Genomic DNA, 12,678 nt, shown 5'->3' with positions numbered 1-12,678 from the left:
TCCGTTCGTGTCGAGCGAAGTCGAGACACCCATCGACGCTACGCCCCGCCCGATGGGGCATCTCGACTTCGCTCGATGCGAATGGGTTTGGGGGAGGCGGTAACGCTACTATCGGCCGTTAGCCGACAATCTATCGTAGTTGACGAAAAGGAGTCCGAGGGCGGAACGAGTCCGCAATCCCGCATTTAGACTATTATTGCAAATGCGTCTCAATATGATATAGATTTGATCTGAGCAAATGGTGAAGATTCGCCGTGGCTGGGGATTTAAGGGACGCAAGCAATTCTGCTTGGACTGGGGCCCGCGATTCCGCTTCGGGAGATCGCAGAGGTTTGCGGCGCCGATCTGGTCGGTGCGCGCGATGACATATCAGGAAAGCCGAAGAGAATGAGTGACCGTATTGCCGCCGCCGCCAAGCTGGCCCCCTCCGCCTCGTTGACCGTCGAGGAGGTGCGTTCGGTGCGCCACTGGAACGACCATCTGTTCAGCTTCACGATCACGCGGCCGCCGAGTTTCCGCTTCCGGTCGGGCGAGTTTGTGATGATCGGGCTGCCGGGCGAGGGACGGCCGCTGCTGCGCGCTTATTCGATCGCGAGTCCTGCTTATGCGGATGAGCTGGAATTTCTGTCGATCAAGGTGCCCGATGGGCCGTTGACCTCGCGGCTTCAGAAAATCCAGCCGGGCGATCCGGTTTACCTTGGGCGCAAACCGACGGGGACGCTGGTCGCCGACGCGCTGTTGCCGGGGCAACGCCTGTTCCTGCTGTCGACGGGCACAGGGCTTGCGCCTTTCCTGAGCCTGGTGCGCGATCCCGACATTTACGAGCGGTTCAGTCAGATCCAGCTTGTCCATTGCGTCCGACAGGTCAATGATCTCGCGTTCCGCGACGCGCTGGAAAGCCAGCTTGCGGGCGACCCGCTGGTGCAGGATCAGGCGCTGCTGCAATTCCACTATCTGCCGACGGTGACGCGCGAGCCGTTCCGCACCGCGGGGCGTATCGATGCCCTGATCGACGGCGGGCGGCTGTTCGGCCATCCGCTGACCGGCCCCGCGCATTTCGATCCGGCGACCGACCGCGTCATGATGTGCGGCAGCATGGCGATGATCCGCGACCTCGAAGTGCGGTTCGAGGCGCTGGGTTTCGAGGAAGGATCGAACGCGGCGCCAGGCGATTTTGTGATCGAGCGCGCGTTCGTGGGTTAGGGTTTGCAGTCGTCATTGCGAGGAGCGAAGCGACGCCGCAATCTCCAGCGAACAACCTTGCGCCATACCGATGGCGGGAGATTGCTTCGCTACGCTCGCAATGACCTACGATATTCAAGGCTTGTCGGCGTAAGCCTTCACCAGATCGAACATATAGTCGCGTCCAACATAAACGGAGCGCACCTCCATCCGTTCGTTGACGCCGTGCGCGCCGTTGCCGTCGGGGTCGCCCCACATGCCGGGAATGCCGTAGGTCGGGATGCCGACCGCGCCGAGGAATGTCGCGTCGGTATATCCGTTCGCCATCGACGGAATCACCTTCAGCCCCGGCCAATATTTGTCGACGAGCGTCTGCATCGGTCCGATGATCTTCGGGTCGAGCGGTGGCGCCGGCGGCGCGGGACGCTTGGGCGGCAGCTGGGTGATGGTGACGCCGGGATCGCCGATGATCTTCGCAAGTTCGTCCCTGATCGATTCGATGCTATGACCCGGAAAGATGCGGCAATTGATGTTCGCGCCCGCGCGCTGCGGCAGCGCGTTCGGGGCGTGACCGCCGTCGAGCAGCGTCGCGACGCAGGTCGTGCGCAAATTGCTGTGCAGGAACGGGTCCTTGTTGACGATCGCCTCGGCCGCCTTGTCGGCGGGGTTTTTGGCGAGCGCGACCATCGCCTTGCCGGTTTCGTCGCCGCGCACCGGGCCCGCCTCGGCAAAGAAGCGGCGCGTCGTGTCGGTCATCTCGACCGGGAATTGATGGCTCTGGATTTTCATCAGCGCGGCAGCGAGCTGGTAAATCGCATTATCGGGCACCGGCGCCGAGCTGTGACCGCCGGGATTGCGCGTTTCTAAACGGAAATTGGCGAAGGTCTTTTCGCCGACCTGCACCGATTGGCCGAGCACCTTGCCTTTGCCGTCGCTGTCGCCACCGCCGCCTTCGTTCAGCGCGAATTCGGCGTCGATCAGGTCGCGCCGGTTCGCGGCGAGCCATTCGACGCCGTTGAACGCGCCGTTCGTTTCCTCGCCGCACGTCAGTGCCATCTTCACGGTGCGCTTCGGCTTATAGCCTTCTTGCTGAAAGCGGATCAACGTATCGACCCATACCGCCGCCTGCGCCTTGTCGTCGGCGGTGCCGCGGCCATAGAAATAGCCGTTTTCCTCAACCATTATGAACGGGTCGCGCTCCCAATCCTCGCGCTTCGCCTCGACGACGTCGATGTGCGCGACGAGCAGGATCGGCTTTGCGGTCCTGGATGTGCCCGGATAGACGGCGACGAGGCCGCCTTCCTTCGGTTTTTCCGGAGTCGCAAAAAGCGTGAGCTGGCTATCCGCAAAGCCCGCCGCTTTCAGCCGCGCGGCCATGCGTTCGGCGGCCAGCGTGCAGCTGCCCGCCGAAAGCGTCGTGTTGGTTTCGACCAGCTCCTTGTAGATTTCGCGGAAGGCGAGCTGATCGGCGCGTGGCTGCGCCTCGGCGGCGATCGCCGGCGCGGCGAACAGCGTGGCGGACAACAGCAGCGCGGATAGTGACTTCATGCGATTTCCCCCCGTTTGGTACCGCCAAAGGGAGCAGAAACCGGCGGGGAGAGCAAGCCGCGATGCGCGCACTCTTGCGCTGTGCGCGGCTTTCGCGCAATTCGGCTGGGGAGAGGAGCCGGCGTGACAAGGATCGACGACAATCCGCCGGGGCTGGTGGCGCGCGGTGTGCGCCGCCTGTTGCTGCTGCTTTACCGGATGCGCGGATGGAAGGCGGTCGGGGCCGTGCCCGAACCGCGGCGCTTCATCATCATCGCCGCGCCGCACACGAGCAATTGGGATTTTGTCAATTTCCTGGGGCTGACCGCGGACCTGAAAGTCCGACCCTATTTCATGGCGAAGCTGTCGCTGTTCCGCTGGCCGATCGGCGGCTTTATCCGCCAGATGGGCGGGGTACCGGTCGACCGGCGTGGCGGCGGTGATGTCGTCACGCAGATGATCGATGAGTTTGCGCGGCGCAGGGAATTTATGCTGACTGTCGCGCCCGAGGGGACGCGCGGCAAAACGGCGAAATGGCGTACCGGATTTTATCAGATCGCGCTGGGCGCCAAGGTGCCCCTGGTCGTCGGGCTGATGGATTATGGCACAAAGACGGGCGGCCTGGGGCCGCTGATCTGGCCGACGGGCGATTTTCGCGCCGACATGCAAAAGGTGTTCGAGGTTTATAAAAGCTGTATTCCCAAAATTCCCGAGCGTGCGGTGCGCTCGATCCACGACATCGTCGGGGTCGACGAAAAAGGAAACGGGCGGCATGAGCCACGCGCTTTGGCTTCTGGCGGTCAATTTTGCCGGGCTTCTGGCGGTAATCCTGCTGCTGTGGGCGTTTGCGATGACGATCCGCGATGTGTCCTTCATCGACGCCTTCTGGGGTGCGGCATGGTGCTGCTCGCTTGGGGGATGGCGTGGCAGGCAGGGATCGACGGCGTACATGCGAAACTGCTGCTCGGCCTGACGTCGCTCTGGGGGCTGCGGCTGGCGATCCACCTCGCGCTCCGCTGGGTGCGCGAGGGCGAAGATCCGCGTTATCGCAAGATACTCGCGACAACGATGGAGGCGCGGCGCTGGAGTTGGGGCAAGACCGCGCTGCTCACCGTGTTCCTGACGCAGGCGCCGCTGCTGTTCATCACCTGCCTGCCCGCGCAACTCGGCATCTGGGCGAGCGCGGGCGGGGGCGTGGGTATCCTCGGCTGGCTCGGCGCAGCGGCGGCACTGGCGGGAATCGCGTTCGAGAGTATCGGCGATGCGCAGCTTCACGCCTTTCGCCAGAATCCCGCGAACAAGGGCCGGGTGCTCGACACGGGGCTGTGGCGCTATACGCGTCATCCCAATTATTTCGGCGACGCGCTGACCTGGTGGGGCATCTGGATCGTCGTACTCGACATCGGCTGGCAGCCGGCGTTGGCGAGCGTAATTGGTCCCGTCTTCCTGACCTTCACCCTCACCAAATGGTCGGGCAAGGCGCTGCTCGAAAAGGGGCTGCACAAGACGCGGCCCGACTATGCCGCCTATGTCGAGCGCACGTCGGGATTTCTGCCATGGCCGCCAAAGACGAAGGCCTAGGCGGTGCAGCCACCGCCGCCGACGCAGGCGCGCTGGGCGATGCACCGCGTATCCGCGCGATCCTGACCGACGCGGCGCGCGCGGGGCGCAGCGTGAGCTATTCCGAACTGCTTGGCGATCTGGGATTCCGCTTTACGCGGCCAAAGATGCGCGCCGTGTGCAAGACGCTGGCCGAAGTCGACAGGCTCTGCGCGATGGACGGCGAGCCTGACCTTGCCGTGCTGGTGGTGCGCGAAAGCGACCGGCTGCCGGGGCAGGGGTGGTGGGTCGGCGGCACGGCGCTGCTGCTCGGTTATGACGGGCCGTGGGAAGGCGCGGCCGCGGCGCGATTCATCCGCGAACAGCAGCAGGCGGTGTTCGATTATTGGAAGAGCCGCTGAACGGCAAAAAAAGGGGCCGGCGGACCGGCCCCAGTTTGTCATTCCGGTAACCGAAAGGAATATTACCAGAAAAAATCGTAGATGACGTCGACCACCTCGCCGCTATAGGTATCGACGAGCAGCGCATCGTCATAATAGCGGACCCAGCGGTACCCCCCATAAGCGGGCGGAAGACGGTAATAGCTCGGGTTATTGATCCAGTAACGCTGGCTGTAAAACAGCGAACCGAGCGTAAATCCGATGCTGAACCGCGTGTAATTGTAGCCGCGATAGGGGTTGTAGTAGCGCGGCATCCGGTAATAGCTGCGGTTCCGCTCGCGGTAGTTTCGCCAGTCGTAGCGGCGATCACTGCGCCAGTCGCGGTTCCAGCGGCTCTGGTTGCGGTCGTAACGGTCGTGGCGCCCATCGCGATAGCGGCGATCGACATAGCCGTTGCGGTTTTGGTCGTAACGGCGATCGACGCGGTCGTTGTTGTTACGATCCCAGCGGCGATCGAGGTCACCATTGCGATTGCGGTCATAGCGCCGGTCGACACGGTTGTTATTGTTGCGATCCCACTGGCGATCGACCTGGCCATCGCGGTTGCGGTCCCACTGGCGGTCGGTGCGACCGTCGCGGTTGCGATCATAGGTGCCGCCGCGCTGGCGCTGGACCTGCTGTTGGGTCTGGCGTTGCTGTTGCGCAGCGCGCTGCTGTTGCCACTGCTGGCGCTGCTGATCATTGCCGCGCTGCGGGCGGTCCGCACGGCGCGGCTGATCGTTGCGGCGCTCGGCGCGCATTTCGCTTCGCTGCTGGCGCTGCGGGCGGGCTTCGTTGCTACGGTCGCCGCCGCGCGCCTCCGGACCGCGCGGGCCACGGTCGCCTCGGTCGCCACGCTGCGCGATCTGCACCCGCTCGCCCGTCGCCTGCGCGGCGGCGGGGGCGATCGGGGTCAGGATCGTCGCAGCGATCAGCAACCCTCCAAACATCTTTTTCATGTGACCATTCTCCACCTCTTGTCCCGATCGCTGGCGACGCCAGCCGGGATGATGAAGAGAGTCTTACCAATGGCAAGATGATCGCGCCCTGACCGCGCTGTTGCCTGTGGTTCAGCTTTCGGGACGGAGCGCAGGTACGGCGCGTGCGGCATCTTCGGGGCGGATGCCAGGCGGGGGGGCGGCGGCGATCCGTTCCTCGCCGCGCATCACGCGTGCGGCAAGGCGGATCGCCGAGCGGATGCGAGGATAGGTGCCGCATCGGCAGATATTGGTCATCGCCGCATCGACCTCGGCATCGCTCGGGTCGTTGTTCCGGCGCAGCAAGGCGGCGGCCGCCATGATCATCCCCGACTGGCAGAATCCGCATTGCGGCACCTGTTCGGCGACCCACGCCTGCTGCACCGGGTGGCTGCGGTCGCGCGCCAGCCCCTCAATCGTCGTGACGAAGCGCCCCTCGCACTCGGCGATGGTGACAAGGCAACTGCGGATCGCCTCGCCGTCGATGTCGACCGTACAGGCGCCGCAATCGCCCGTGCCGCAACCATATTTCGTGCCTGTAAGATTCGACGCATCGCGCAGCGCCCACAGCAGCGGCGTTTCGGGGTCCATCCGATATTCGACCGGGCGGTCGTTGACCGAGAATTTCGTCATGACCCCCCTGTTAGCGAGCTTCGCCGATTAGTCACGCCAGCTTGTGTCGATCCGGTCGACCTTGCGCACCATCGCGTCGAATTCGGCCTTGCCCGACTGGCCGGGGATCGCGGCCATATACAGGTCGCGTTGGTGAACCTTGATCACGTCCTCGCTCACCAGGATCGGCTTGCCCATGCTCATCGTCGCGAGCTGGATCTCGCACGCGCGCTGGAGCGCCCAATATTTGATGAAGGCGTCGGTGAGCGATTTGCCCATGACGACGGGGCCGTGGTTGCGCAGCATCAGGATGCGCTTGTCGCCAAGGTTCCTGACCAGCCGCTCGCCCTCTTCCTCACGCACCGTCACGCCCTCAAAATCATGATAGGCAAGCTGGCCAATGAAATTGCAGGCATAGAAGTTGGTCGGTTGCAGCCCTTCCTCCAGCCCGCAGACCGCCATGGTCGCGGTGGTGTGAGTGTGGATGATCGCATGGGCATCGGGCAGCACGCGGTGGAACAGGCTGTGTTGGACGAAGCCCGCCTTGTTGACGTGCCAGGGGTTGTCCGCGTCGAGCTTGTTGCCGTCGATGTCGATCTTGATGAGGCTCGATGCGGTGACTTCGCTGAAGTGCATGCCGTAAGGGTTGATGAGGAAGGCGCCGTCCTCGTCGGGAACCTTCACCGTGATGTGGTTGAAGATCATCTCGTCCCAACCCATCATCGCAAAGATGCGGTAGCACGCGGCGAGCTCCTGCCGCGCGGTCCATTCGGCTTCGCTATATTTGCTGTTGCGCTTGAGCTGGGTCGCCATGTTCCTGTCCCTTGGATGATTGGTTTCGTCCTGCTACTTATGACACAAGGCGCATGTTCCGCACAATCCCGCGAGCGCTTGACGGGCGTCCATGGCGGGGCGAGCGCGCTTTGCCGCCTTTGGGCTTGCATTTCGGGGCGAATCCCTTTAGTTGGCGGCCAACCGGAACGTCGCGCTTTCGCGGCGCTCTTTTTATTGCCCGAATATCGGCGGTTTGCGGCAAACCGGATGACCCGGTGGCCCGAACTGTTTTGACGAACAGGAGACGACACGGTTTATGCAGATCATCGTTCGCGACAATAATGTCGACCAAGCCCTTCGCGCGCTCAAGAAGAAGCTGCAGCGTGAGGGCGTGTATCGCGAAATGAAGCTGCGCCGTCATTACGAGAAGCCCAGCGAAAAGCGTGCTCGCGAGCACGCGGCCGCTGTCCGCCGCGCCCGCAAGATGGAGCGCAAGCGGATGGAGCGCGACGGGATCAAGTAAGGCCGTCCCCGTTCGGGATCCAGTTCGTGAAAAGGGCGCTGCGGCAACGCGGCGCCCTTTTTCGTTTGGGGATGTAGCGGGTCAACATCTCTAGCTTCCGTCATCCCGGCGAAGGCCGGGATCTCGACCTCGACTTGTGACGCGACGGCGAGATCCCGGCCTGCGCCGGGATGACAACTGAGAGAGATTGATTTGGCAGATGAGGTCCGTTTCACGGCGCCGCCGCGACTCTCGCCCCTCCGTCAGCCGCTTTGCGGCGGTCCCCCCATGGCTTCTCTACAGGGAGGATAAGGCACGAGCCTATTTCTTCAGCCCGATCTCGCGCAGGCGTTCCTGCAGATAATCGTCGGCGGTGATCGGCGTCGGGTAGAGGTTAGGGTGGTCGGCGTCGATGCAATTGTCCAGCGTCTCGATCAGATAGTCCGAACGGAAATGCAGGAAAAAAGGCATCGAATAGCGCGCGACGCTGGCGCGGCCCTCGTCGGGATTGCGGACGCGGTGCGTCGTTGAGGGGAGGCGGTTGTTGGTGAGCCGCTGGAGCATATCGCCGACATTGACCGCCATCGCCCCCGGGGGCGGCGACACGGGAAGCCAGCTGCCGTCCTTGTCGAGGATCTCCAGCCCGGCTTCTTCGGCGCCCAGCAGCAGGGTGATCGTGTTGATGTCCTCATGCGCTTCGGCGCGGATGCCCTTCGCCGGAGCCTCGACCGGCGGGTAGTGGAGCAGGCGCATCACGCTGTTGCCGTCCTTGATCGTGTCGCCGAAGAAATCGGGCGCGAGGCCGAGATAGCGGGCAATGCCCGACAGAAGCCGAGCACCGACGCGATCGAATTCCGCGAACAGCCGGTCATAGACTTCGCGGAAACCCTCAACCTCCGCCGGCCAGACATTGTTCGGTTGCTGCGCCGCAAGCGGATGACCGATCGGCAGATCGCGCCCGACGTGCCAGAATTCCTTGAGATCGACCTCTTTCGCCCCCTTGGCGATTTCGGTGCCGAAGGGCGTATAGCCGCGCGCGCCGCCGCCGCCGGGGATGTGATAGGCGCGCTTGACCGCTTCGGGCAGCGCGAAAAACGCCTTCGCCTTGGCCCAGGCCTCGTCGATCAGCGCGGGGTCGATGCCGTGGTCGGTGATCATCGCGAAGCCGAAGCGCTCGAACGACGCCCCGAAATCGCGCGCAAACCGGTCGGCGGGAAGGGCCATGGAAATGACGGGGACGGCAGCGGTCATGCGATGAAATCCATTCGATAAGGGGCGGCGCCACGCGGCGCGTCATGACTCGCGATTTAGGCGCTGCGACGGCCGTGTTAAAGGGAAAAAGGCGGTTTCACCGTGCGCGCGGCTCGGCTAAGCCCGGGGCATGAGCAAACAATATTGGCTGATGAAATCCGAACCCGACGCTTATGCGTGGGACCAGCTCGTTAAAGACGGAACCGGCATCTGGGACGGCGTGCGCAACCACACCGCGAAGCTGAACCTGATGGCGATGAAGAAAGGCGACGAAGCCTTTTTCTATCACAGCAATATCGGCAAGGAATGCGTCGGGATCATGGAGATCGTCGAGGAGAGCTTTCCCGACCCGACCGCCGACAAAGGATCGCCATGGGTGGTGGTGCGCGTCGCGCCCGTGCGCGCGCTGAAACACCCCGTTACGCTGGCGGCCATCAAGGCCGAACCCAAGCTTGCCGATATGGACCTGATCCGCCAGTCGCGCCTGTCGGTGGGGCGGGTGACACCCGCCGAATGGAAGCTGATTTTGAAGATGTCAGAGACGGCGCCAGACTGACGAACCGCTTCGCCGCGCGTGTGCACTGCGAAGGAGTCAGCGCAGCTTGATCTGCAGATGCTTCGCTACCGACGGGTGGAGCGGACGGACGAACTCGCAGCCATAATTGTTGCCGTCGGCGCGGCGGACGACGGCTTCGAGCGGCTGGAGGCCGGGCAGGTTCACCCAGATATGCTTGCCGAGCTGCGGCCGGAAAAAGGTGACCATGCGAAAGCCTGTCGATGATAGGTCGAAAAGCTCGACATCGAACGGGTTGAGCCCCGGTTCGCGATAACGCGCGCGGCCGCGGACGGGCGCGCGCTCGGCACCACGGGCGGCTTTGGGCCTGACGCTGACTTCGGCGGTGTGATTCACCAACACAGAATTGATCCCCGCATCCTTATCGACGTGATGGTTTTACGGCTTCGTTGGTTACCGCCAAGTGAAAAGATATAGTAAATTGCGGTTACGCCGGATGGTCGCCGACCGCCATAAACTGTCCCGGAAAGGGACGAATAAGGGCAAGCGCGGTGCGCCATTGGCCGGTTAGCCAGGTCGCGTGGTCGGCAGAATCGAGGATCGCCGGCATCCCTTGGGGGCTGTATGCTGCAACGAGGCGATTGGCGTCGGTCATCAGCATCGCAAAACAGGGCCAGTCCTCGGTCTGGCGGAGGATTCCCGCGAAGGCAAATAAGGGTTGATCGGGCACGGAAAACCAGTGCTGCCGCGGCGTGCCTTCCGAGCCCGACCAGAGTGCGAAGGCGGTTGCGGGGATGAGGATGCGCAGTTCGGCGTGGCGCAGGGTGCCGACCCAGAAAGGGCTCGCAAGGTTGCGCACATGCACAACACGGCGGTCGCCGCGCGGCGGCGGGGGGACGCCCCACAGTGCCGGGCGGAGGTAGCGCCGCGACCCGCCGCGTCCGTCGCTGACGATCACGGGCGCGGGACGCCCCGGCGCGACATAGTCGCCGGTCCAGGGATCGCCGCCTGCTTCGGCACTGAAAACCGCGGCAATACGGGCGGCGGCAACGTCGAGGCGATAGTGGTTGGACATGCGCCGGTCAGTCGGTAGGGCGCACTCGCCCGCGTCCGGCCTTGATGTTGCTGCGTGCTTTCTTGCTGTCGACGCGGCGTGCCTTCGCCGCTTTGCTCGGCTTGGTCTTGATCCGCCGTTCGGGGCGGACGAGTGCGGCGTCGATGAGCTCCGACAGGCGGGCGCGGGCGTCGGCGCGGTTCGCCTCCTGCGTGCGGAAGCGGCGCGCAAGGATGACGAGTTCGCCGTCGCTGGTGAGCCGGCTGCCCGCAAGCACTTTCAGCCGCCGGAACGCGTCGGGGGCGAGCCCAAGCGCGTAGGCATCGACGCGGAGCTGGCACGCGGTTGCCACCTTGTTGACATTCTGGCCTCCCGGCCCCGACCCCGCGAGGAATTTTTCGCTGATCGCGTTTTCGGGCAAATCAGCCACGGGTCGGCGCGGCTCCCTCGGGCGCCTGAAAACCGGTAGCGACGAAGCTGTCGGGGAACGGCGCCTCGGCAATTATCGACGGCTTGACGTCACGTTTTACGATCAGCCTTTCGGCGTGGAGCAGCGTGCGATCCTTTGCGCCGCCGCTCCCATAGATGGGGTCGCCCGCGAGTGCGAAGCCCAGCCCTTCGAGTGCATGGACGCGCAGCTGGTGCGTGCGGCCAGTTTCGGGCCGGAAGCGCAACAGCGCGCGGCCACCCACGACCGCAAGTTTTTTCCAATGCGATACCGATGGTTTGCCGGCCGGATCGACAATCATGCGCCAGCCGGTCTCAGCGGTCGAGGTCTTGGCGAGTGGCAGATCGATTGTGCCGCCGTCACCCGCGGGCACGCCGTCGAGAATGGCGAGATATTGTTTTTCGACGGCGCGTTCCTCGAACGCCCGGGTGAAGCGGCCGTGTGCCTTGGGATTGCGCGCGAGAAGGAGGCAGCCCGATGTGTCGCGGTCGAGCCGGTGGACGGGCAGGGGCCAGCGCTTGAAACCGAAGCGAAGCAAATCGAGATGGTTCTCGAGGCTCAGGCTGCCGTCGCGCGGGGCGTCGACCGGAAGGCCGGCGGGCTTGTCGATGACGAGAGCTTCGCCGTCGAGAAAAAGGACACGGTCGGAAAGGAGCATGGCGCGCTATAGGCCGTGGCGCGCGCGGGCGGAAGCCCCAAGCAGGTGCACTACCGCTTCATGCACTGGCGCGGGTCGTCGCGCTTGTATTCGGCGCAATTCCACAGCGCCTTTTCGAATCCCGCCTTGTCGTCGCGGAGGTAGGAAAAGCTCATCGCTGCCCGCTGCGTGTCGGACATTGCGTCGCTATCGGGCTTCAGCACGGGATTGGTCCACCCCATGAATTTGCAAAAGGGCTTGTCGCGGCAGAGACGAAGTGCGGTTGTAACGAAGCTTTCGGGTGTCGCCTGATGGTCGAGCTGCACATAGATGGTGTCGCGTCCCGTCGCGTCGCCCGAACCGGGGACGAGGCGCGCCTCGCCGACCTCGGCATTGGCGTCGGTCGATGCCACATCGACGGGCAGACCGAGCGCGATCGCGTGGAGCGGCGAAATGGCGGCAAGCTTGGCGACGGGGCCGTCGCCGCCCGACACCGCACCGCGAAAGGCACCCGGCGTGCCCCAATAGCCCGGCCAGCGGAAGAAGAGGTGCGTATCGACGATCGCGATCTTTTCCAGGCTGTCGCTCCAATAGGGGCGCACCCAGTCGGTATGATAATGGGTCGCAAGGCCAACCTTGGGGTAAGTTCCGCCCGACAACATGAGGTTCGCGTTGCTGCGCGCGCGCTGCCACGCGGCGTCGGAGTAGCGGCGGGCCAGCGCGCCATCGCAGGTGAAGGTGAACTGGCAACCGGTTGTGCGCTCCGCCCCCTGAAACACAACGCCGCAAATCGACTTGGGGAAGGCGGGGTGGCGGGCGCGGTTGATGACGACCTGACCCACCGCCTGCTGTCCCCGCGCGTCGTCGCCCGCCTCGTAGAGCATCGCGGCGGCAAGGCAGTCGCGCGCGCGCGCTTTCGCATCGCCGCTTCCGGCATAGACGAAGGGACGGGGGGCGACGAAACCCCTTGTTACCAGCGCGATCTTGGCGTTCTGCGCGCGGGCGTCGGCTTCATTCACAGGCGCGAGTACCATCGGCGGCGCCTTGGGGATTACATCGGGAGGCGGCGCCACCGGGTGCGGCCGCGCCATGTAGCGCGCGCCGGTCTTTTCCCCGTTGGCATAAAGCACGCCCCCGATCGCCGCAACGACGATCAGGAGGAAGAGCCAGCCCGTCCAGTCGCGCCTTAGCGCGAATATCATTCGATTGTCGGGGCGCACG

General features: G+C 64.2%; 15 protein-coding genes. 5 read left to right on the top strand and 10 right to left on the bottom strand.

The genetic code is table 11. From position 1 onward, the window contains the following. The first annotated feature begins 387 nt into the window (after positions 1-387). Positions 388-1,203 carry a ferredoxin--NADP reductase gene (locus VSX77_RS16230; RefSeq protein ID WP_338425636.1) on the top strand — a complete coding sequence of 272 codons (816 nt, stop codon included), beginning with the start codon at positions 388-390 and terminating at the stop codon, positions 1,201-1,203. A 114-nt stretch (positions 1,204-1,317) separates the two neighbouring features. On the opposite strand, the gene VSX77_RS16225 is transcribed toward VSX77_RS16230, so the two are convergent. Beyond that, on the bottom strand, positions 1,318-2,730 hold the full coding sequence (locus VSX77_RS16225; protein ID WP_338425635.1) for a M20/M25/M40 family metallo-hydrolase: 1,413 nt from the start codon (positions 2,728-2,730) through the stop codon (positions 1,318-1,320). Positions 2,731-2,853: 123 nt separating this feature from the next. Between VSX77_RS16225 and VSX77_RS16220 the strand changes: the two genes are divergently transcribed. Both VSX77_RS16220 and VSX77_RS16215 read left to right on the top strand, forming a co-directional pair. Then, positions 2,854-4,290, top strand: coding sequence for a DUF1295 domain-containing protein (locus VSX77_RS16220; RefSeq protein WP_338425634.1), 1,437 nt, complete (start codon positions 2,854-2,856; stop codon positions 4,288-4,290). Further along, positions 4,266-4,670: a ribose-phosphate pyrophosphokinase gene (locus tag VSX77_RS16215; protein WP_338425633.1), complete on the top strand. Its 405-nt coding sequence runs from the start codon at positions 4,266-4,268 to the stop codon at positions 4,668-4,670. The genes VSX77_RS16220 and VSX77_RS16215 overlap by 25 nt, the downstream gene beginning before the upstream one ends. A 62-nt stretch (positions 4,671-4,732) precedes the next feature. Here VSX77_RS16215 and VSX77_RS16210 read toward each other — a convergent pair whose 3' ends face one another. From VSX77_RS16210 to VSX77_RS16200, 3 genes are all read right to left on the bottom strand, one after another. Further along, positions 4,733-5,647: an RcnB family protein gene (locus VSX77_RS16210; protein ID WP_338425632.1), complete on the bottom strand. Its 915-nt coding sequence runs from the start codon at positions 5,645-5,647 to the stop codon at positions 4,733-4,735. 111 nt (positions 5,648-5,758) lie between these two features. Continuing rightward, a complete protein-coding gene (locus VSX77_RS16205; RefSeq protein WP_338425631.1) occupies positions 5,759-6,298 on the bottom strand; it encodes a (2Fe-2S)-binding protein in 540 nt (179 codons plus the stop codon). A 27-nt stretch (positions 6,299-6,325) separates the two neighbouring features. Further along, positions 6,326-7,090 carry a class II aldolase/adducin family protein gene (locus tag VSX77_RS16200; RefSeq protein ID WP_338425630.1) on the bottom strand — a complete coding sequence of 255 codons (765 nt, stop codon included), beginning with the start codon at positions 7,088-7,090 and terminating at the stop codon, positions 6,326-6,328. Positions 7,091-7,367: 277 nt separating this feature from the next. Here VSX77_RS16200 and rpsU point away from each other — a divergent pair, with 277 nt between their 5' ends. Further along, positions 7,368-7,574 carry a 30S ribosomal protein S21 gene (rpsU, locus tag VSX77_RS16195; RefSeq protein WP_037510267.1) on the top strand — a complete coding sequence of 69 codons (207 nt, stop codon included), beginning with the start codon at positions 7,368-7,370 and terminating at the stop codon, positions 7,572-7,574. 300 nt (positions 7,575-7,874) lie between these two features. Here rpsU and VSX77_RS16190 read toward each other — a convergent pair whose 3' ends face one another. Further along, positions 7,875-8,804: an isopenicillin N synthase family dioxygenase gene (locus tag VSX77_RS16190; RefSeq protein WP_338425629.1), complete on the bottom strand. Its 930-nt coding sequence runs from the start codon at positions 8,802-8,804 to the stop codon at positions 7,875-7,877. A gap of 130 nt (positions 8,805-8,934) precedes the next feature. Here VSX77_RS16190 and VSX77_RS16185 point away from each other — a divergent pair, with 130 nt between their 5' ends. Next, positions 8,935-9,360 carry an EVE domain-containing protein gene (locus VSX77_RS16185; protein ID WP_338425628.1) on the top strand — a complete coding sequence of 142 codons (426 nt, stop codon included), beginning with the start codon at positions 8,935-8,937 and terminating at the stop codon, positions 9,358-9,360. Positions 9,361-9,396: 36 nt separating this feature from the next. Here VSX77_RS16185 and VSX77_RS16180 read toward each other — a convergent pair whose 3' ends face one another. From VSX77_RS16180 to VSX77_RS16160, 5 genes are all read right to left on the bottom strand, one after another. Then, the gene (locus tag VSX77_RS16180; protein WP_338425627.1) at positions 9,397-9,720 is read right to left on the bottom strand and encodes a PilZ domain-containing protein; all 324 of its coding nucleotides are present in this window, start codon (positions 9,718-9,720) and stop codon (positions 9,397-9,399) included. Between the two features lie 85 nt (positions 9,721-9,805). Continuing rightward, a complete protein-coding gene (locus VSX77_RS16175) occupies positions 9,806-10,393 on the bottom strand; it encodes an SOS response-associated peptidase family protein (RefSeq protein ID WP_338425626.1) in 588 nt (195 codons plus the stop codon). Between the two features lie 7 nt (positions 10,394-10,400). Continuing rightward, a complete protein-coding gene (gene arfB, locus VSX77_RS16170) occupies positions 10,401-10,802 on the bottom strand; it encodes an alternative ribosome rescue aminoacyl-tRNA hydrolase ArfB (protein ID WP_338425625.1) in 402 nt (133 codons plus the stop codon). Further along, a complete protein-coding gene (locus VSX77_RS16165; RefSeq protein WP_338425624.1) occupies positions 10,795-11,478 on the bottom strand; it encodes an RluA family pseudouridine synthase in 684 nt (227 codons plus the stop codon). The genes arfB and VSX77_RS16165 overlap by 8 nt, the downstream gene beginning before the upstream one ends. Positions 11,479-11,528: 50 nt before the next feature. Continuing rightward, positions 11,529-12,659 (bottom strand): cell wall hydrolase, encoded by a 1,131-nt coding sequence (locus VSX77_RS16160; protein WP_338425623.1) that lies wholly within the window; start codon positions 12,657-12,659, stop codon positions 11,529-11,531. Positions 12,660-12,678 lie beyond the last annotated feature (19 nt).

This window comes from Sphingopyxis sp. TUF1, assembly GCF_036687315.1.
GTDB lineage: Bacteria > Pseudomonadota > Alphaproteobacteria > Sphingomonadales > Sphingomonadaceae > Sphingopyxis > Sphingopyxis kveilinensis.
This window is presented reverse-complemented; position numbering and strand designations above follow the sequence as displayed.

Excerpts from the sequence above, each read along its gene's own strand:
- VSX77_RS16205 (WP_338425631.1), bottom strand. The coding sequence starts at position 6,298 with ATGACGAAATTCTCGGTCAACGACCGCCCGGTCGAATATCGGATGGAC.
- VSX77_RS16185 (WP_338425628.1), top strand. The coding sequence starts at position 8,935 with ATGAGCAAACAATATTGGCTGATGAAATCCGAACCCGACGCTTATGCG.
- VSX77_RS16165 (WP_338425624.1), bottom strand. The coding sequence starts at position 11,478 with ATGCTCCTTTCCGACCGTGTCCTTTTTCTCGACGGCGAAGCTCTCGTC.
- VSX77_RS16190 (WP_338425629.1), bottom strand. The coding sequence starts at position 8,804 with ATGACCGCTGCCGTCCCCGTCATTTCCATGGCCCTTCCCGCCGACCGG.
- rpsU (WP_037510267.1), top strand. The coding sequence starts at position 7,368 with ATGCAGATCATCGTTCGCGACAATAATGTCGACCAAGCCCTTCGCGCG.
- VSX77_RS16230 (WP_338425636.1), top strand. The coding sequence starts at position 388 with ATGAGTGACCGTATTGCCGCCGCCGCCAAGCTGGCCCCCTCCGCCTCG.
- VSX77_RS16210 (WP_338425632.1), bottom strand. The coding sequence starts at position 5,647 with ATGAAAAAGATGTTTGGAGGGTTGCTGATCGCTGCGACGATCCTGACC.
- VSX77_RS16160 (WP_338425623.1), bottom strand. The coding sequence starts at position 12,659 with ATGATATTCGCGCTAAGGCGCGACTGGACGGGCTGGCTCTTCCTCCTG.
- VSX77_RS16225 (WP_338425635.1), bottom strand. The coding sequence starts at position 2,730 with ATGAAGTCACTATCCGCGCTGCTGTTGTCCGCCACGCTGTTCGCCGCG.
- VSX77_RS16175 (WP_338425626.1), bottom strand. The coding sequence starts at position 10,393 with ATGTCCAACCACTATCGCCTCGACGTTGCCGCCGCCCGTATTGCCGCG.
- VSX77_RS16200 (WP_338425630.1), bottom strand. The coding sequence starts at position 7,090 with ATGGCGACCCAGCTCAAGCGCAACAGCAAATATAGCGAAGCCGAATGG.
- VSX77_RS16215 (WP_338425633.1), top strand. The coding sequence starts at position 4,266 with ATGGCCGCCAAAGACGAAGGCCTAGGCGGTGCAGCCACCGCCGCCGAC.